The sequence below is a fragment of the Nocardia sp. NPDC050630 genome (assembly GCF_044457245.1).
Lineage (GTDB): Bacteria > Actinomycetota > Actinomycetes > Mycobacteriales > Mycobacteriaceae > Nocardia.
The window spans coordinates 7,437-25,631 of record NZ_JBITGN010000030.1 but is presented as its reverse complement, the minus strand read 5'-3'; the positions used below and the strand labels follow the sequence as shown (position 1 = coordinate 25,631).

The following is an 18,195-nucleotide window of genomic DNA, read 5'->3' as shown; positions in this document are numbered from 1 at the left end:
CTCACCGTGGCGATTTGCGGCTCCTGCCGCCGAACAGGGCGAAGGCCAGGCCACCGCCGAACAGGACGACCGCGCCGATGATGAAGACCCACAGCGGAATTCCGTTGGAATCGTCACCACCCGCGGAGTTGTTCTTGGCGTCGGCCTTCGGGCCCGGGGTACCGTTGCCCGCCTTGGTCAGGGTGAAGGTCCGCTCGCCCTTGACCGGGTGGCCGTCGGCGGAGGTGACTCGGTAGCCGATCTTGTAGACGCCGGTCGGGCCGAGTTCGCCGACCGCGACACTCACGGTGGGACCATCCACCTTCGGATCGCCCTTGGACCACAGATTCCCGTCCGGCCCCACCACGGTGAGTGCCGGAAAGCTTTCCTGCAGTGGCTCGTTGAAGGTGATGCTCACACGCTCCGGACCGGTTTCGATGCTCGTGCCGTCGGCGGGCACGCTGCTGACCGGCGTGGAATGGGCCGCCGCCGTTCCGGCCGCGAGCGCGCCCATGCTCAGCAAGAGCAGGCCCGCGACCAGCCCGGCGACCATGCGACGCATGGCGGTGGCACTCATGCCCGGCGTCCGCGGATCACATTGCCGAGCCCGAGCGCGACGCCGAGCAGTCCGAGTGCGAGACCGATGCCGCCGAGCCAGCGCGCGGTGTTGTCGGTGTCCTTCGACTTCTCCTGGGCGGCAGCCGAACCGCCGACGTGGTGGCCGTCATGGCCGTCGCCGGTGGCCGCCGCGAGGGTGAGCGTCGGTGCCGGATGTTCGGGTTCGGAACCGTCCGCGCCCATGGGCTGATCCCACTTGACGACCTTGCCGTCGCTGTAGGTCTGGGTGGCCGGGAAGCTGACCTCGTCCTGGGTCGGAAGCGGCCCGACCGAGAGGACGAAGCGCTGGAACTGGCCGGGACGCACGCCGGGCATGCCGGGATCGACGGTCCAGGTGACCGAGGTCGCCTCGGCCTTGTCATTGCGGTCGACCTTGGAACTCCAACCCGGAATGGGTTCGGTGCGGGCGCTCTTGAGGTTGGGCAGGGCGACGGTGAGCGCGGTGGTGTTCGCGGTTTCCGATTCGGTCGGGACCTTGAAGGTGACCACCGAGTAGTCACCCTGTGTCGCGCCGGGTGCGTCGGCGGTGACATGTGCGGAGGCGGTGCCGCCCGCGAGGAGAACGAAACCGGCGGCGGCCACGGCCGTGCAGGCGCGCGTGATCTGCGTACGCATGATGAAGTGCTTTCTGTCCGAAGGAGTTTGGGTGTGGCGGGTCAGGCCGACACCGGTGGCGCGCGCGGACCGATCGCGCCGTTCGGATGAAAGCGGTAGCGCCGCGGAAGTGGATCGGACCAGCGAACCGGGCTGGCGAGCACGAGCGGTGATCCGTTGGCGAAAACCGCGCGAATGACGCTGGACGCCATCGCATAGAGCCGCTCGGCCAGCAGGATCAGTGCAACGCAGCCGAGCGTTGCGATCAGGTGCGCCGACAACATCCAGCCCGAGGGCAGATACGGCTCGAGTTGCGGTGCGCCGGTATGGGTGTGGGTGTGGTCGATCAACCCGGATAGCACCGCATGCCCAGCGAGCTGTCCGAGCGCGAGCGCACCGAGTACGGCCCACCGGCGGTCGCTGCGCTGCCGGAGCCGCCCCGCGGCCCAACCCGACAACGCCGAAACAAGCAGCAGCAGAGCGGATTCGGTCGAATCCGGAAATCCGCCACCGGCCGCACCGTGTGCGGCGATGGCGAGCGCACCGACCATGCCGCCGACCAGACAGCCACGCGGACTGCCAGAGGGCTGGCCGGAAGACATCGGGTGGATCAGCTGACGCCGAGGCGCGCCAAGACGTCTGCCTCGATCCCGGACAGCTCGCTCGAGATCGACGCGTGCACGGCGCGACGGCGCGGCGCCGGCATCTGCTCCGCGGTCCGAATCGCGGCGGTCAGATTGCCGAGTCGATCTTGGGTGGCTGCGACGAATTTCTGGGTCTCGCCCTTGCTCGCCTTGTCGTTGGACTGCGTGCCGATCTTGTCGAGGGCGGCTTCGGTATTGGAGATCCGCGCCTGCAGCCGACCGCCGTGACCACTGAAATCGCCGAGCTGTTCGACGCCGATGCCGAGCTGATGCGCCCGACGGGTGTCGATCTGCCCGCGGATGTAGGTCGCGGCGCGGTAGGCCAGCGGTGCGAGCACAGGCACCAGCACCCGGGCGACACCGAGGTACTTGCGGACCTGGCTCGCGGTGAACGGATCCCGCTCAGCCTTGGCGGCCACCTTGAGTGCGGCCTTCTCCTCGGCCTGCAATGCGGCGATCTGCGCCTTGGCGACCTTGCTCTGGGTGCGGGCCTCCGCGCGGCGGGCCTTGCGGTCGTTCTTGGCGCCGAGTTTCGCCTCCATGGCGGCCTTGTGCTTGAGAGCCTTCGCCTCGGCCCTGCGGCTCGGCCGCCGCTTGCGCTTCGTGAACAACCCCATCGAGGCCCTCCTATGTCTGATTTGCAGCGCCTGCGGCGCTGCGTGCTCGCGGCCCCTGGTGTCTCGCGTCCGAGCCGTCGAGACTCGCGCCTGCGGCGCATGCACTTCGACGACTCGAACGCGAGACGGGCCGCGAACGTCGCTCGTAAGACTCGCTCCGAACGGGTTGAGTGATATTGAATCATTCCGTTGCAGGACTACCAGTGCATAGGTCTATCACGCGGCCCGCACGTGTACCACGCGGCTTCAGGGTGTACTACGCGACGTCGCGTCATGCGATCACGGAGTTGTCAGGGGTCTGGACCATACTGCCTATGTGTATTCGGGCAGCGGTGACCGCGAGGGTCGCAATCACGAAGGCGTAGCCGACGAGCGGCAGACCGAGCCGAGCGCTGCGCCGATGCCCGCTGAGCCGACCGCGTTCGTCGATGCCAGAGCGTTGATCGGGTGTCGGCACCGCTTGCATTTGAACGCCGCCCATCCGGCCCTGCTGACCGGGGTGATCGAGGATGCCGGGGTCCGGCAGCGCCGGGAGGCCGCCTCCGCGCATCGAACCCGGGTGCGTGAGGCGCTGATCGCCGCGGATCCGGACAACTGGGTGGTGATCGATCCGACGCTGCGCGCGGGGGAGCGGGCCGCGGCCACTATGCGCGCGTGTGCCGAAGGCGCGCAACACATCTGGGGCGGACTGCTGCCGCAGGAACCGGATACCGGCCGCCGCGGCGGCTCGGAGATCCTGCTGCGCGATCACGATCGCGGCGGCTACATTCCGGTCATAGTGGTCAATCACAAGGTCACCGATCCGCGTCAGCCCGAACCGGCCGATTTCCACCCGACCACCTCGGATCCGTATCACTGGGATCCGCAACCGGATCCGCATCGCAAACTGCGCCCGCAGCCCCGCGATCAACAACGGCTCGCGCATCTGTACCGGATGCTGCAGCGGCACGGGTTGGCCAGTCCGGCGCTGGTCGGTGGCGTGATCGGCTACCACTTCGACCGCATTCTGGTGCACGATCTCGGCCCGCTGCTCGCCGATTACGACCGGCGCTACGCCGATCGAATCGCGGTGGTGCGCGGGGAATTGCCGACGGTTCCGTCGAAGGTGCCCGAATGCCGCCAGTGCCCGTGGTGGGCGCGCAAAGCGCCCGCCGACGAGGCGCGGGTCGCTGGTCAAAGCTGCGAGGGCTGGCTGATCGAACATCGGGACGTGAGCTTGGTCGCGCCCGGTTCCCGTGCCGAGGTGCTGCGCGGTCACGGTGTCGAGACCATCGACGATCTGGCCGCCTGGGTCGGCGACGATCCGGAGGACTGGCAGCACGGCCCCTTCGACGAGGCGGTGGTGACCGCACGCGCGTGGCTCGCGGGTGCACCACTGGTGCGCCGGGTCGAGCGGGTCTGGGTGCGTCGTGCCGATGTCGAGGTGGATGTCGATCTGGAGAGCTTTCAGGAGTACGGCGCATACCTCTGGGGCACGCTGCTCGACGGCGTGTACCGCCCGTTCGTCACCTGGGATCCGCTGCCCACCGAGGATGAGGGCCGCTCCTTCGGCGAATTCTGGACCTGGCTGATGACCGTCCGTGCCGAGGCCGTCGCCTCCGGGAAAACCTTCGCCGCGTACTGCTATTCGCGCACAGCAGAGGACAAGTGGCTCTACGAATCGGCGCGCCGGTTCGCGGGGCGGCCCGGGGTGCCGACGGTCGAGCAGGTCCGCGCCTTCGTCGACGGACCGCAGTGGGTCGATATGTTCCAGGCCGTCTCCGATCAGTTCATCTGCCCGAATGGCAAGGGGCTCAAGAAGATCGCGCCGGTGGCCGGATTCTCCTGGCGCGATCCGGAGGCGGGCGGCGAGGCGTCGATGAGCTGGTATCGGCTGGCCGTCGGCTACGAGGGCGAACCCGATCCGAGCCAGCGCACCCGGCTGCTGGAGTACAACGAGGACGATGTGCGGGCCACCATGGTCCTGCGCGAATGGATGCATCCACGGCCCACACGGGCCGATGATCCGCACCGTGCCGACATCGAAGTGCCCGGACTCGCCGACTTCGGGCAGATGTCGGCGGATGTCGGATAGGCGCAGCGGTACCATCGCGACGTGACAGAGCACGTCGAACAACTCGAGTTCCAGGCAGAAACCCATCAGCTGCTCGAGCTGATGATCCATTCGGTCTACTCCAACAAGGACACGTTCCTGCGGGAGCTGATCTCGAACGCCTCCGACGCGCTGGACAAGCTGCGGCTGGAGTCCTTCCGCGACAAGGATCTGCACGTCGACACCGCCGATCTGCATATCGAGCTGGCGGTCGACAAGGACAACCGGATCCTGACGGTCAGGGATAACGGCATTGGCATGTCCCGCGCCGAGGTGGTCGATCTGATCGGCACACTGGCCAAATCCGGCACCGCGGAGCTGCGCAAGAAGCTGAACGAGGCCAAATCCGAGGCAGCCGCCGAGGAGCTGATCGGCCAGTTCGGTATCGGCTTCTATTCGACCTTCATGGTCGCCGACAAGGTCACCCTGACCACGCGCAAGGCCGGCGAGACGGAGGGGACCCGTTGGGAGTCGGCCGCGGGCAGCTCGACCTACACCATCGAAACCCTCGACGAGGCCCCGCAGGGCACCGCCGTCTCACTGCACCTCAAGACCCCGGACGAGGACGACCACCTCTTCGACTACACCCTGGAGTGGAAGCTCCGCGAGATCGTCAAGAAGTACTCCGACTTCATCGCCTGGCCGATCCGCATGCAGGTCGAGCGGACCGTCACCGAGGGGGAGGGCGAGGAGAAGACCGAGAAGACAATTCTCGAGGAGCAGACGCTCAACTCCATGAAGGCGCTGTGGACCCGCCCCAAGAGCGAGGTCAGCGACGAGGAGTACAAGGAGTTCTACAAGCACGTCAGCCACGGCTGGGACGATCCGCTGGAGATCATCCCGATGAAGGCCGAGGGTACTTTCGAGTACCAAGCGCTGCTGTTCATTCCCTCGCACGCGCCGTTCGATCTGTTCACCCGTGAGCACAAGCGCGGCGTGCAGCTCTACGTCAAGCGGGTGTTCATCATGGACAACTGCGAAGAGCTGATGCCGGAATACCTGCGCTTCGTCAAGGGGGTGGTGGACGCGCAGGATCTTTCGCTCAATGTCTCCCGCGAGATTCTGCAACAGGACCGGCAGATCCAGATGATTCGCAAGCGCCTGGTGAAGAAGGTGCTCTCGACGGTCAAGGAACTGCAGGGTGCCGAAGATCAGGAGAAGTACCAGACGTTCTGGAAGGAGTTCGGGCGTGTCCTCAAGGAGGGCCTGCTCTCGGACTTCGACAACCGCGAGACGCTGCTGCAGGTGTCCTCGTTCGCCTCGACCAACTCCGAGGACGAGCTGACCTCCCTCGCGGCCTACGTCGAGCGGATGAAGGACGGCCAGGACGCCATCTACTACATGACCGGCGAGACCCGTCAGCAGGTGGAAAGCTCCCCGCACATGGAGGCCTTCAAGGCCAAGGGCCGCGAGGTGCTGATCCTGACCGATCCGGTCGACGAGATGTGGGTCGGTTCGGTCACCGAATTCGATGGCAAGCCCTTGCAGTCCATCGCCAAGGGCGAGGTCGATCTGGAGACCGAGGAAGAGAAGAAGGCCACCGAATCGCTGCGCGAACAGCAGGACAAGGACTTCGCCGAACTGCTCGGCTGGCTCGGCAAGACTCTGGAAAACGTCAAGGAGGTGCGCCTGACCAACCGGCTCACCACCTCGCCGGCCTGCCTCGTCGGTGATGTCTTCGACTTCACCCCGATGCTGGAGCGCATGTACCGCGCCTCCGGTCAGCTGGTCCCCGAGTCCAAGCGGATCCTCGAGCTCAATCCGACCCACCCGCTGGTCACCGGCCTGCGCGACGCCTACGACACCCGCAAGGACGACGCCGACGCGGGTAAGGTTCCCGAACTCACCGAGACCGCCGAATTGCTCTACGGCACTGCGGTTCTCGCCGAGGGCGGCGAACTCAAGGATCCGGCCCGCTTCGCCCAGATCCTCACCGAGCGCCTGACCCGCACGCTCTGAAGGTCGACCTGCGAAGAGTGGGGACACATAACCAGTGAGCGGCTCACATAGGTTCCAACCTGTGTGAGCCGCTCACCAGGTCTGCGACGACCCGCAACGCCAACGCGACTATCGTGGCACTTGATCTGGCTTGAATATGCGGGGAGGCGGGCTAGCTAACGTGCCGAATGCGAACGGACCGGTCATTCGGGCCGCACGTGCCGATGACTACGACGCCATCGCCACCGTTATCGATGATTGGTGGGGGCGCTCGGTGTTAACGCACCTGCCCAGGTTGTTCCTCGATCATTTCTATCGAACCAGCCTGGTCGCCGAGGTGCCCGGGGCCGGGCGGCGGGAACCGACCGACTGGCTGGCGGGCTTCCTGATCGGCTTCCTCTCGCCGTCGGAATCCGATGAGGCCTACATCCACTTCGTCGGCGTCGATCCGCAGTCCCGCAAGAGCGGCCTCGCGCGTGAGCTCTACGAGCGGTTCTTCGCGATAGCCAGGGCAAATGACCGCCATATCGTGAAGGCGATCACCTCGCCTGGCAATGACGAGTCGATCGGCTTCCACCGGCACCTCGGCTTCACGGTCGCCGGACCGGTGCGTGACTACAACGGACCCGGACATCACATGATCACCTTCGAACGCAAAATCTGATCTCCTTCGCGCACAACGTGTTCGGCCGGGGTCGATAGGTTCCGGAGGCATCGCCCGGTTAGCCTTGGACGGTCGAAAGGATCGTCAGCTGATGTCTGGTAACCCGCTTGCCGCCGCCGAACCGTGGGATCTAGTCGCCGACGGATATGCCGAATTCGGACCCGCGATCATGGCGCCCTTCTCCGCCCATGCCCTCGAACTCGCCGGTCTTTCGGCGCAATCACATGTGGTCGATGTGGCGGCGGGGCCGGGCACGCTGAGTCTGCCCGCCGCCGAACAGGTGGCGCGGGTATCGGCCATCGACTTCTCCGAGCCGATGATCCAGCGACTCACCGAGGATGCCCGCGCCGCCGGGCTGACCAATATCGACGCGCGGGTGGGGGACGGGCAGGCGCTGCCGTTCGACGACGCGAGCTTCGATGCCGGTTTCTCGATGTTCGGGCTGATGTTCTTCCCGGATCGGGCCAAGGGCTTCGCCGAATTGTTCCGGGTACTGCGTCCCGGTGCCGCCGCCGTGGTGTCGAGTTGGGCGCCGGTGGCCGAGTCGACGCTCATGCGACTGATGTTCGGCGCCTTCGCCGCCGCGGATCCGACCATCTCCGAACCCCAACCCAACTTCCTCACTTTGGAAAATCCGGAGGTCTTCGCGACCGAGATGCGCACCGCGGGCTTCGCCGGGGTGAGCATCCAACGCCATACCAGCACACTGAGTTTCGCCGATGTTGACGAGATGTGGGAGACCATGGCGCGCAGCAGTGCCCCACTGCTGCTCATGCGCCGCACCGTCGGCGAGGAGGTCTGGGCCGAACGCGTCGCCCTCATGCGCGCCTATCTCGCCGTCAACTACCGCCCGAACAAACCTCTGGCCACCACGGCATTCCTCGGCATCGGCCACAAACCGACCTCCTGAGCCAAGTCACAAAAACGCTGGGCTCCACAGGAGCCCAGCGTGACAAGTGATTAGCGGGGGGCCATGCGCAGGGCGCCGTCCATGCGGATGGTCTCGCCGTTGAGGTAGTCGTGCTCGACGATGTACTGCGACAGCTGCGCGTACTCGTCCGGACGGCCGAGGCGCGACGGGAACGGCACACCCGCCTCGAGGCCCTTGCGGTATTCGTCGGTGACACCGGCGAGCATCGGGGTGTCGATGATGCCGGGGGCGATGGTGTTCACGCGGATGCCGAACTGGGCAAGGTCACGCGCGGCCGGGACGGTCATCCCGTGCACGCCGCCCTTGGAGGCCGAGTACGCGATCTGACCGATCTGACCCTCGAATGCGGCGACCGAAGCGGTATTGATGATCACGCCGCGCTGGCCGTATTCGTCGACGGCGTCGGTCTTGGCGATCGCGTCGGCGGCCAGGCGCATCACATTGAAGGTGCCGAGCAGGTTGACAGTGATGACGGTGCGGAACAGTTCCAGATCGTGCGGGCCGTTCTTGGACAGGATGCGCCCGGCCCAGCCGACACCGGCGCAGTTGACCACGATGCGCAGCGGCGCACCGGATTCGACGACCTGCGCGACCGCGGCGGAAACCTCGTCGTTGCTGGTGACGTCGGCGGGGATCAGGGTGACGCCGTCGGGCACGTTGTCCCCGGCGCGCTCGATGGATTGAGGTACGTCGAGTCCGAAGACGGTCGCGCCCAGATCGGCGAAACGCTTGGCAGTGGCGGCGCCGAGGCCGGATGCGCCTCCGGTGATGATGGCGGCGGAACCCGAAATCTCCACGATGGTCCTCTCGTTCGTGACAGCCAGTTGGCCCTTCGTCAATTGCACCCTAACCGGTGGCGTGTGAGAGGCCCATCACGGCTCCCTCGCACCCGATATCCGCTGCATATAGCACGGCCCGATAAACGGAAAATTATTTGCGAACATATGTGTTCGCGGCTGGTATCGTCGCAGCTATGCAGCATCGCGGAGCGACTCGATCAGGGTTGGTAGCCAGGTGACTGGTCGGCAGCTGTTTTCCGCCGCGTCTGTCAGCGGGCGCCGGATTCTGATCACCGGCGCGGCGCGCGGCATCGGGGCCGCATTGGCGCGGCAGTTGCATGCGAAAGGGGCGAAGGTAGCCCTGCTCGGGCTGGAGGCGGACCTGCTCGCGGAGGTGGCGCGCGAATGCGGGGACGCACCGTGGCGTTACTGCGATATCGCCGATCACGGGCAGGTGGAGCGGGTGGTGAGCACGCTGGTCACCGAACTCGGTGGGCTGGATGTGGTGGTGGCCAATGCCGGGATCGCCAAACAATTGGCGCTGCTCGGCGGCGATCCGGCGGTCATCGAGGAGACGCTGGCGGTCAATGTGCTCGGCGTGTACTACACGCTGCGCGCCGCCGGACCGCACATCTGTCATCCGAATGGATACGCGCTGGTCATTTCGTCACTTGCGGCGGCGGTGAATCTGCCGTTGGCTGGGGCATACAGCGCCTCGAAGGCCGGAGTGGAGGCGCTCGGCAATACATTTCGGCACGAGGTCAGGCATACCGGTGCGAAGGTAGGTGTCGCGTATTTCGCCGAACTCGATACCGATATGACCACGCGCGGCTTCGGTACTGCCGCCGCGCGCGCCATTCTCGGCCGGTCCACGGTGTCCGGCGTCGCACCGCTCGGTCCCGCGATCGATGCGGTCGAGCGTGCCATCGCCCGGCGCAAACGTCAGGTGGTATCGCCATGGTGGGTAGCGGTGGCGTTGCCGTTCCGGCCGATCGCACAGCGCGTCATCGATATCGCGCTGCGCCGCGGGGTGGCGCGGGCGCTGGAGATCGCGCGGACCGAAGATGCGCCCTTCACCACAGACCAACCGGCCAGGCCCCGCAAAATGGAGCGACCGGCATAGCCGGATAACGCCCGCCCGACCTTCGGAGCCACTGAATGACCGAATCCGCCAGCAGCGCACGCCAACTCCCACGGGGGCGACACGGCCTGCCGAGGGAGGAGGTGATCGCCTCGCAGCGTGAGCGGATTTTGAGCGCGATGGCCGAGGCGATGGTCGAGAACGGATACGTCGGTACCTCGGTCGCGGCCATCCTGAAGCGGGCCGGTGTTTCCCGCGAGACCTTCTACGAGCAGTTCCGTTCCAAACAGGATTGTTTCGAGGCCGCCTACGAGCGGGCCGTCGACCTGCTGATCTCGAATATCTCGAATGCGATCAGCGGCGATGCGCGGGACTCGGCCAACCCGGCCGATCCGGACCGGATGGGTCGTATCCTCGAGGCCTACTTCGACGTGCTGATCGCCGAACCCGCATACGCCCGCCTCTACCTCGTCGAGGTCTACGCGGTGGGCTCGAAGGCGGTCGCCCGTCGCGCCCAACTGCAGGAATCCTTCGTCGCGATGATCGCGGACGTCCTCGACGCCCGCACCGACCAACAGCGCTTCGCCTGCCAGACCCTCGCCGCCGCCGTCAGCGCCATGGTCACCGCCCGCATAGCCGTCGACGACCTCCCCGGCCTGCGATCCCTTCGTGAACCCCTGATCGACCTGGTCCGCCGCAGCGGCGACCTCTACGGCGAGGCGATGCGTCAGGCGCGAGTACGTGCCTGAGCCGGCAACGGTCGTGTTCGAATACGGCGATCAATGCGGCGAGGCCATGCTGCGTACGGGCCGGAGCGATCAGCGCAGCTCTTCGACGGGTTCAGCTACCGCGACGGGTTCCGAATTGCGCCGAGTGCGGCGTGATCGAATCAGCAGGGCAATGCCTGCGGCGGCCGGTGCGAGGATGGCCAGTGCGCCGCCGGTGCCGATGCCGAGGTCGGGGAGCGTGGCGGCGAGCAGGCTCGCGGTACCGAAGTAGAGGAACAGCAGACCGGAGCCGATGCCGATGACATGTTCCGGGAGATGTTTGCCGACCAGGATGCCCGCGGCGATGGCGAGGGCATCGGCGGCGACCATGCCGATGGTGGAGCCGACCCAAACGCCCACCCAACTGTTATCGGTGGCCAGGGCAGCAGTGGCGAACATGGTCCGGTCGCCGAGTTCGGCGAGCAGGAAGGCGGACAGGACCACGAGGAACGGCGCGGTCGTAGCGCGTGGCGGCTTGGGTTCAGCCGCTTCATCATCGCTGCCGAAATGTTCGCGCAGCGTCCACAAGCCGACGGCCAGGAAGGTCAGTGCGGCGACCAGGGCGATGGCTCGGGTGGGCAGCGCGGCACCGAGGAAATAGCCGACGCCGACCGAGATCAGATGCACCGCCGCACTCGCGGTGGCAATGCCGCCGAGCACCACCCACCAGCGATAGCGCAACGCGAACGTCAGCGCCATCAGCTGGGACTTATCGCCCAGTTCGGCGAGAAAGACGATTCCGACGCTCAGCAATATCGTCGCGATCATGTGGTGTGTACTCCCGGGCTCCGGCCTGTCGGCCGGGAGATCGGATACGCCTCCGGCCGACAACGAAATGGTTGTCTCGGCCGAAGGTCTCGCCCACCGGATCTGCGCCGGTTCACGCGGCCGGGTCCGCGCCCTCGTGAGGCGGCGGGCCAGTATGTCGACAGCGCGATTGCGGGCTACTCCCCTTCGCTGCCATCGACTGTACCCCGCAGGCGCACGCACGCCAAGCCGCTGTAATCGAAATCGCAATGCGCACAATAAGTTTGGCGGCCCAACCCCGGATTTTCGGGTGCCCTGACAGGTCTGGCAGCCCACTCTTATCCAGAAGTGAGCTAGTCCTCGGCAATCAGCACGGTTGGGCGCACGCCGGTCGGCATTCCGTGGGCTGCCACAGAGAACCGGTGCGCGACCAGGGCGACGATCAAGGCGATCGCAAGTGGCAAGGTCAATGCCAGTCCCACTAGATCGGCCCCATCACATGCCGTGGCACGAGCCAGGCCCCTTTCCGAACTGTGCGGTCATCACTGGCCGTGCGCGGCTGCGAGATCAGGCCGCCAGCAGCATGGCCAGTACTGCGGTATCGGGGTCACTGATCGGGTCCAGACCAACTCGGCTCACCAAAGAGGTGACCGTGCCGTCGGATTCGGCCTCGGCCCACGCCGCCCGATGCTCCAACCCCAGATGCGGTACGCCGGGCAGCAGCACACAACCCGATGCCACACCCACACATTCCGGCAGCGACGGCCGGGTCTCCGAGGGCGGATGCAGCATCAACAGCGCCGGTGGCACATGATCGGCGAACCGGCCGGGTTCGAGCGCCTCATCACCGAGCACCGGCCCCTCGGCGAGGACCAGCCCGACGGTGCCGGGCGCAGGATCATCCGGTAGCTCCTCGCGCACACCGAAGACGGTCGAGGTGGTCAGCAGCCCCGGATATGAGGCGACCCGCACCGCGAGCACCAATACCTGTGCCCATTCCCTGGTGGTGTCGGGCCAACGTCCGGAGATGACGAACCCCCGCAGCGATCCGCGGGCCTGGAACGGCGTGATGCCGATGGGTCCGTTCGTATTCATGATGCCTCCCGTGAGCTAACCGGGGGCGGCTTTGCCCGTCCTCGAACTGTGGATTCTCGAGGATGCGCCAAAACTCAGTTGGCACACAAGTACCAAAGAGTGCTAATCGGACACGATAAAGCAACGAGCCCGCGAACCGTGTCGGTTCGCGGGCTCGGAGGCGGGAAGTGCTCAGCCGAAGATCAGGCCCTTGGCCTGGCCGACGGCGCGCGCGAAGCGCTCCTGCACGTCCTCCCAGTTGACCACGTTCCAGAACGCGGTCACGTAGTCCGCCTTGACGTTCTTGTACTGCAGGTAGAAGGCGTGCTCCCACATGTCGACCTGCAGCAGCGGGATGATGCCGAGCGGCACATTGGCCTGCTGGTCGTAGAGCTGGAAGGTCAGCAGCTTCTGGCCGAGGGTGTCATAGCCGAGCACCGCCCAGCCGGAGCCCTGCAGGCCGTTGGCCGCGGCGGTGAATTGGGCACGGAACTTGTCGAACGAACCGAACTGGTCGTCGATCGCGGCGGCCAACTCGCCGACCGGCTTGTCTCCGCCGTTGGGGGAGAGGTTCTTCCACCAGATGGAGTGGTTGACGTGACCGCCCAGGTGGAAGGCCAGGTTCTTCTCGTTCAAGAAGATGGCGCCGTGGTCGCCCGCCTCGCGTGCGGCCTCGAGCTTCTCCAGTGCGGTGTTGACGCCGGCGACATAGGCAGCATGGTGCTTGGAATGATGAATCTCGTTGATCTGCCCAGAGATATGGGGCTCCAGGGCGCTGTAGTCGTAATCCAGATCTGGCAACGTGTACTCAGCCACGATGTCCCTTCCTAATGTCGGGCCGTGTGTGCTCGCCGTCTCGAACACACCCAACCATCATTCGTACACCCGCTCGTTGGCAACCGCGCTTCTTGCCCCCACATTCCGCTGGGGACTTGCGCGGTGCGCTGGACAACTGACGGTACGACTGATTTCGTGAGTACATGGGTAACTCGCCCGGTGCGCCCGAAAGTCGGCCAGGCTTCCTACGCAGCACCTGAGACCGGGCCGTGCGGCACTCGACTCGGATGGCCTGAAGACGGCGGAGAGACGGTGAGCATCATGTCCTGGTACGACGAACTAGTTGGACGAATTCGTCTTCCCGAGCCACTGATGGTGCAGCCGGAGCAAGCGTTGCCCGGTCGTCTCGACCCGCTGCTGGTATCGGATACCCATCATGTGCACGGTCGGCCGATCCATCCGCCGTTTCCGGACGGTCTGCAGATCGCGGTGTTGGCCATGGGTTGCTTCTGGGGTGCCGAGAAGGAGTTCTGGCAACTCGACGGTGTCTTCACCACGGCGGTGGGGTACATCGGGGGTTACACCCGGAACCCGACTTATGAAGAGGTCTGTAGCGGGCGCACCGGCCATGCCGAAGCCGTGCTGATCGTCTTCGATCCCAACGTCATCGACTACGCCGGTGTGCTGCGCCAATTCTGGGAGAACCACGATCCGACCCAGGGCATGCGCCAGGGCAACGATCGCGGCACCCAGTACCGTTCGGCGATCTTCACCGTCGACGCGACGCAGAAGCAGCTCGCCCACAGCACCGCGCAGGCCTTCGGCGAACGGCTGGCCGCCGCGGGCTACGGCGAGATCACCACGGGGATCAACGAACTGCCGGGTCAGGGCGGCACGGATCCGTTGCGGGCGCTGCCCGAGTTCTTCTACGCCGAGAGCTATCACCAGCAGTATCTGGCCAAGAATCCCGACGGCTACTGCCCGGTGCACGCCACCGGCGTCAGCTGCCCGGTCGGATTGGGCGCCTGAACACGACCCGCACACCCGGTGACCGGGCGTGCGGGTCGCGTGACTACAGCTGCGGCACGATTCCGGCGCGCATAGTCCGCGGATCGCCCTCGTCATGCGCCTTCCACCAGCGCACCCCGCCCGCGATGAATTCCTTCAGCGGGATCTCGGCGCCGTTGGCGTCGTGAATAGTGATGTCGTCGAACCACACTCGCACGTCGAGTTCGCGCGGGTCGATGCCCTCCTCCTGGGAGAACTCCAGTACGTGCGTGGCGGCGTGCGAGTCGATCTGGGTGTCGAAGCTGAGTAGTTCACCCCAGTGCACCCAGCCACTGTCGTCCACATCGATGAACTCCCAGCCGTGCAGTCGACCGCCGCCGAAGCTACGGATGGCCGCGTCCAGATTGTCCAGCTGTAGCGGCAGCACCCTGGCCGCCACATCGTCCCACTCCTGAATGCGCAGCGATGCCGCGACTCGACTGACACCGGTGAAGGTCAACTTCACGCGGTAGTCCTCGGGCGCGGGTCCCTCGGCCGGAAGCGTCAATACCTCCAGGTCGAGGCTCAGTCGCGCATTCGCGGTATCGACCGCCACGCCTAGGCATGTGGCCTCCGAGAGTGCTGTGTTGAGTGCTGTCGTATCCATTCCGTCGAGTAGCCCCCTGCTCACGTCCATGCGCCCAGGCTACCGACAGCACCCGCCCGAACCCGGTATTTCAGTTATTCGCTGGTGTTCTCGAATTTTTTTGGAACCGATCGGCGATGGGCGGCGTCCAAGTAGATATCGGGACTGCACAGCCTCAGATCCCGAAGCAGCGGCGAATGACCGCTCCGGGATGGCAAGGAGGGGAGTCCCGGATCGGTCGTTCGTACCGCGACTCCTCCAGCAATCTCCTGGGATTGCCTACCTGATTCCGGACTTAGTGCATCATCCCATGTAGATCGGCATCTGCTGGATATCTGATGCTCATGAGCAGTGTGCTGCTTGATAGCTGCGCCCTGTGGATCAACTTGTGGATTATGTGGATAACTTCGACCGAGGTATGCACAAGCGGCCCCGGAGCGGGGCATCGGACAGGAACCAGAAGCACAGAACATACCCGAGGTAACGTGCCGATGTCGAGGCCGTGAAGTGCCCGTGGTGCACCGGCGTAGCGGGGCCGGAACTCCCCCGCGCTGCGCCACCCATGGCAGGATCGAAGCGTGACGAGCCCCGAAGTGTCGTCGGTGCCGGTGGAAGCCGTCCCGGACGAATTCGATAAGACCGAGCGTGTCGCCGCGGACGCTCCGGCGGCGATTCTGCTCGACGTGCGCGAGGACGACGAATGGCAGCTCGGACACGCGCCGGGCGCGATCCACATTCCGATGGCCGACGTGCCGGCACGGGTCGACGAGCTCGATTACGACGCCCAGCTGTATGTGGTCTGCCGCCAGGGTGGCCGCTCGATCGAGGTGGTCAAGTACCTGGCGCACATCGGATACGACGCGGTCAATGTCAGCGGTGGCATGGTGGCGTGGCAGCGGGCCGGTCGACCATTGGTCGCCGACGGCGATCACCAGGCGAAGATCTACTGAGGCAAGAGAGCGAGGCACGCGGCATGAACGTCAGGCCCGGAGGCGGCAGCCTGCGTAACCACGAAGGGCCCTGGCATGCCGCAAAGGAGACACCGTGAGTACGGTGGTGCAACCTTGTGCGCGCTGTGGCGCGCGCTGGGCCGTGCAGACGACCCCCATGCACTGGTGCCCGCGCTGCCGTGGCGTGCTGTTGTCACCGGCGCCCATAGATGCCCCCGCCGAGCGGCGCAATTACCGATGGGTGGCGCGCCGCCCCGATCAGCGCAGCCGCAAACTGAGTTCATCTCGACCGCGGCCACCCGTGGAAGCACCGCGCTACCGGGAGATTCCACGTTGGGGCCTGCTGGATCCGCCGGTCGAGTCTGCGTCTGCGCCACAACGTCGGCTGGATCGGCTGACCAATCGGGCCGGTGTGCTGCTCATCGCGACCGCGACGGTTTTCGCGGTCGCCGCCTGCGCCGAACTCGGGCGCTATCTGATCCTGCTGCGCAACCGCACCCGACTGATTCCGTCGTGGCTGCTGCACATCTCCGATGCCATGGTGTGGCTTTCTGCATTGGTCGGCCTGGCACTCGGGTTGATCACCGCGATCGCGATGCTCGGCTGGTTGATCGAAACGCGTCGGGCCGCCTTCGCCGCGGTCGGCCGCCGCGACCCGCGGTTGGTCCGGACGCTCGCGCTCGGTTGTCTGATACCGGTGGTGAATCTGTTGTGGCCCGGTGTTTTTCTCACTGAGGCGGTAGCCGTGCGGCCGGATCCGCGGACGTTGCGGGCCGTGCGCATCTGGTGGGTGGGCTGGGTGCTCGGCGCGGGCTGTACGGTGGCGACCTTGCTGTGGCGGACCGCGGATACGCTGCAGGCCAAGGCGGACGGTGTGCTGTTCACCGCGTTCACCGATCTGGTCGCGGCCGGGGTCGCGGTGCTGACTCTCTGGGTACATCGATCGATGACTGGTCGTGATCTGTTCGGCCGCACCAGGATCGCGCGCCGGTGGGTGATCGCCGTCGATCCCGCAGTGCCCGTCATCGAACCGGTGCAGCCGGGTGGCGGCGCGTCGAAGCAGCCCGTCGCGCTTGAAACAAGTACACCGCACCGTGAGCATGAGGAGGTTTCGGCCTAGTGAGCCAGGGCAGTCGCGCACCATTCGTCGTCGCGCACCGGGGAGCGTCGGCGGCGCGCCCAGAACATACGCTCGCCGCGTATGAGCTAGCGCTGCAAGAGGGCGCCGATGGCGTGGAGTGTGATGTCCGGCTGACCAGGGACGGCCATCTGGTCTGCGTGCACGACCGCACCGTCGATCGGACCTCCTCGGGCACCGGACTGGTCAGCGAAATGACCCTGGACGAGCTCAAGGAACTCGATTTCGGTGCCGATGGCAAACCCGCCGCGGTACTCACCCTCAGCGAACTGATCGAGCTGGTACTCGATTGGCGTAGCAGGCCGACCAAGCTCTTCATCGAGACCAAACATCCGGTGCGCTACGGCGCGCTGGTGGAGAACAAGCTACTCGCCGAACTCCAGCGCTTCGGCATCGCCACCCCGGCCTCCGCCGATCACTCCCGCGCCGTCGTCATGTCTTTCGCGGCCACCGCGGTCTGGCGCATCCGACGTTCGGCACCGCTGCTGCCGACGGTCCTGCTCGGCGAATCATCGCGCTACCTGGGCGGCAGCGCCGCGACCACGGTCGGCGCGACCGCCGTCGGTCCCTCGGTGAAAACTCTGCGCGACCATCCGGACCTCGTAGACAAGGCTGCCGCCGCTGGCCGCGCCACCTACTGCTGGACGGTTGAAGATCCCGACGATGTGCGCCTGTGCGCCGACCTGGGCGTCAGCTGGGTCGCGACCAACCACCCGGCCCGCACGAAGGCCCTGCTCGCGCCCGCCTGAGTCGAATCGGTTCCACCACTGGGCGAGCGAGGCCGAACAACCTGCTGGGGCGACCACGACGCAGCGCGGGTTACGAGCGAGGAGTTCGCGGCCCGTCTCGCGTCCGAACGATCGAAGCGCATGCGACGAAGTCAGAGTCTCCACCATCCAGCACCTGCGCACTAGGTGCCGAACGCCCCGCTATCACCGATCCCAACGGTGCGATTCTTACGAATGATTCGTTCGCGGTCCGCCCGGATCCGAGTCGTCCAAACGCATGCGCAGTCGCGGGGCTCGCCCTTGCTGCGCGTCTGCATCAGGTGCTGAACGTCCCCGCCATCATCAGCCACAACGGAGCGAGTCTTACGAGCGAGGAGTTCGCGGCCCGTCTCGCGTCCGAGCCGTCGAAGCGCATGCGACGAAGTCGCGAGTCTCGACGGCTCG

General features: G+C 65.9%; 19 protein-coding genes. 10 read left to right on the top strand and 9 right to left on the bottom strand.

From position 1 onward, the window contains the following. Position 1 precedes the first annotated feature (1 nt). From ACIBG0_RS38565 to ACIBG0_RS38550, 4 genes are read right to left on the bottom strand one after another with little or no spacing between them, the layout of a single operon-like run. On the bottom strand, positions 2 to 556 hold the full coding sequence (locus tag ACIBG0_RS38565; RefSeq protein WP_397039998.1) for a copper resistance protein CopC: 555 nt from the start codon (positions 554 to 556) through the stop codon (positions 2 to 4). Beyond that, a complete protein-coding gene (locus tag ACIBG0_RS38560; RefSeq protein ID WP_397039997.1) occupies positions 553 to 1,212 on the bottom strand; it encodes a YcnI family protein in 660 nt (219 codons plus the stop codon). The genes ACIBG0_RS38565 and ACIBG0_RS38560 overlap by 4 nt, the downstream gene beginning before the upstream one ends. Before the next feature lie 41 nt (positions 1,213 to 1,253). After that, positions 1,254 to 1,793, bottom strand: coding sequence for a hypothetical protein (locus ACIBG0_RS38555; protein ID WP_397039995.1), 540 nt, complete (start codon positions 1,791 to 1,793; stop codon positions 1,254 to 1,256). Positions 1,794 to 1,801: 8 nt separating this feature from the next. Then, positions 1,802 to 2,452, bottom strand: coding sequence for a DUF6474 family protein (locus tag ACIBG0_RS38550; protein WP_397039994.1), 651 nt, complete (start codon positions 2,450 to 2,452; stop codon positions 1,802 to 1,804). A gap of 400 nt (positions 2,453 to 2,852) precedes the next feature. Between ACIBG0_RS38550 and ACIBG0_RS38545 the strand changes: the two genes are divergently transcribed. The 4 genes from ACIBG0_RS38545 to ACIBG0_RS38530 all read left to right on the top strand — a co-directional run bounded on the left by ACIBG0_RS38545 (position 2,853) and on the right by ACIBG0_RS38530 (position 8,056). Continuing rightward, positions 2,853 to 4,526 carry a TM0106 family RecB-like putative nuclease gene (locus tag ACIBG0_RS38545; protein WP_397040053.1) on the top strand — a complete coding sequence of 558 codons (1,674 nt, stop codon included), beginning with the start codon at positions 2,853 to 2,855 and terminating at the stop codon, positions 4,524 to 4,526. 21 nt (positions 4,527 to 4,547) lie between these two features. Beyond that, positions 4,548 to 6,503, top strand: a complete 1,956-nt coding sequence (gene htpG / locus ACIBG0_RS38540) for a molecular chaperone HtpG (RefSeq protein ID WP_397039992.1) — start codon at positions 4,548 to 4,550, stop codon at positions 6,501 to 6,503. A gap of 160 nt (positions 6,504 to 6,663) precedes the next feature. After that, positions 6,664 to 7,146, top strand: coding sequence for a GNAT family N-acetyltransferase (locus ACIBG0_RS38535; protein WP_397039991.1), 483 nt, complete (start codon positions 6,664 to 6,666; stop codon positions 7,144 to 7,146). A gap of 91 nt (positions 7,147 to 7,237) precedes the next feature. Further along, entirely contained in the window at positions 7,238 to 8,056 is an 819-nt protein-coding gene (locus ACIBG0_RS38530) for a class I SAM-dependent methyltransferase (RefSeq protein ID WP_397039989.1), read from the top strand. 50 nt (positions 8,057 to 8,106) lie between these two features. Here ACIBG0_RS38530 and ACIBG0_RS38525 read toward each other — a convergent pair whose 3' ends face one another. Continuing rightward, positions 8,107 to 8,874 (bottom strand): SDR family NAD(P)-dependent oxidoreductase, encoded by a 768-nt coding sequence (locus tag ACIBG0_RS38525; RefSeq protein WP_397039987.1) that lies wholly within the window; start codon positions 8,872 to 8,874, stop codon positions 8,107 to 8,109. A gap of 217 nt (positions 8,875 to 9,091) precedes the next feature. Between ACIBG0_RS38525 and ACIBG0_RS38520 the strand changes: the two genes are divergently transcribed. Both ACIBG0_RS38520 and ACIBG0_RS38515 read left to right on the top strand, forming a co-directional pair. Further along, positions 9,092 to 9,979, top strand: coding sequence for an SDR family NAD(P)-dependent oxidoreductase (locus tag ACIBG0_RS38520; protein ID WP_397039985.1), 888 nt, complete (start codon positions 9,092 to 9,094; stop codon positions 9,977 to 9,979). A 35-nt stretch (positions 9,980 to 10,014) separates the two neighbouring features. Then, positions 10,015 to 10,686: a TetR/AcrR family transcriptional regulator gene (locus ACIBG0_RS38515; RefSeq protein ID WP_397039983.1), complete on the top strand. Its 672-nt coding sequence runs from the start codon at positions 10,015 to 10,017 to the stop codon at positions 10,684 to 10,686. 69 nt (positions 10,687 to 10,755) lie between these two features. Here ACIBG0_RS38515 and ACIBG0_RS38510 read toward each other — a convergent pair whose 3' ends face one another. From ACIBG0_RS38510 to ACIBG0_RS38500, 3 genes are all read right to left on the bottom strand, one after another. Further along, positions 10,756 to 11,472 carry a TMEM165/GDT1 family protein gene (locus ACIBG0_RS38510; RefSeq protein WP_397039981.1) on the bottom strand — a complete coding sequence of 239 codons (717 nt, stop codon included), beginning with the start codon at positions 11,470 to 11,472 and terminating at the stop codon, positions 10,756 to 10,758. A gap of 546 nt (positions 11,473 to 12,018) precedes the next feature. Further along, entirely contained in the window at positions 12,019 to 12,546 is a 528-nt protein-coding gene (locus ACIBG0_RS38505; protein ID WP_397039979.1) for a peptidase, read from the bottom strand. A 171-nt stretch (positions 12,547 to 12,717) separates the two neighbouring features. Beyond that, positions 12,718 to 13,341 (bottom strand): superoxide dismutase, encoded by a 624-nt coding sequence (locus tag ACIBG0_RS38500; protein WP_040685719.1) that lies wholly within the window; start codon positions 13,339 to 13,341, stop codon positions 12,718 to 12,720. A gap of 282 nt (positions 13,342 to 13,623) precedes the next feature. Between ACIBG0_RS38500 and msrA the strand changes: the two genes are divergently transcribed. Beyond that, entirely contained in the window at positions 13,624 to 14,331 is a 708-nt protein-coding gene (msrA, locus tag ACIBG0_RS38495) for a peptide-methionine (S)-S-oxide reductase MsrA (RefSeq protein WP_397040051.1), read from the top strand. A gap of 43 nt (positions 14,332 to 14,374) precedes the next feature. On the opposite strand, the gene ACIBG0_RS38490 is transcribed toward msrA, so the two are convergent. Then, positions 14,375 to 14,986, bottom strand: coding sequence for a hypothetical protein (locus ACIBG0_RS38490; RefSeq protein ID WP_397039977.1), 612 nt, complete (start codon positions 14,984 to 14,986; stop codon positions 14,375 to 14,377). A 527-nt stretch (positions 14,987 to 15,513) separates the two neighbouring features. Between ACIBG0_RS38490 and ACIBG0_RS38485 the strand changes: the two genes are divergently transcribed. The 3 genes from ACIBG0_RS38485 (at position 15,514) to ACIBG0_RS38475 (ending at position 17,772) form a co-directional block, all read left to right on the top strand. After that, complete coding sequence (locus tag ACIBG0_RS38485; RefSeq protein WP_397039975.1) at positions 15,514 to 15,885, top strand: rhodanese-like domain-containing protein; 372 nt, start codon at positions 15,514 to 15,516, stop codon at positions 15,883 to 15,885. Positions 15,886 to 15,979: 94 nt separating this feature from the next. Continuing rightward, positions 15,980 to 17,005, top strand: a complete 1,026-nt coding sequence (locus tag ACIBG0_RS38480) for a DUF4328 domain-containing protein (protein WP_397039973.1) — start codon at positions 15,980 to 15,982, stop codon at positions 17,003 to 17,005. Beyond that, positions 17,005 to 17,772, top strand: a complete 768-nt coding sequence (locus tag ACIBG0_RS38475; RefSeq protein ID WP_397039972.1) for a glycerophosphodiester phosphodiesterase — start codon at positions 17,005 to 17,007, stop codon at positions 17,770 to 17,772. The genes ACIBG0_RS38480 and ACIBG0_RS38475 overlap by 1 nt, the downstream gene beginning before the upstream one ends. Positions 17,773 to 18,195 lie beyond the last annotated feature (423 nt).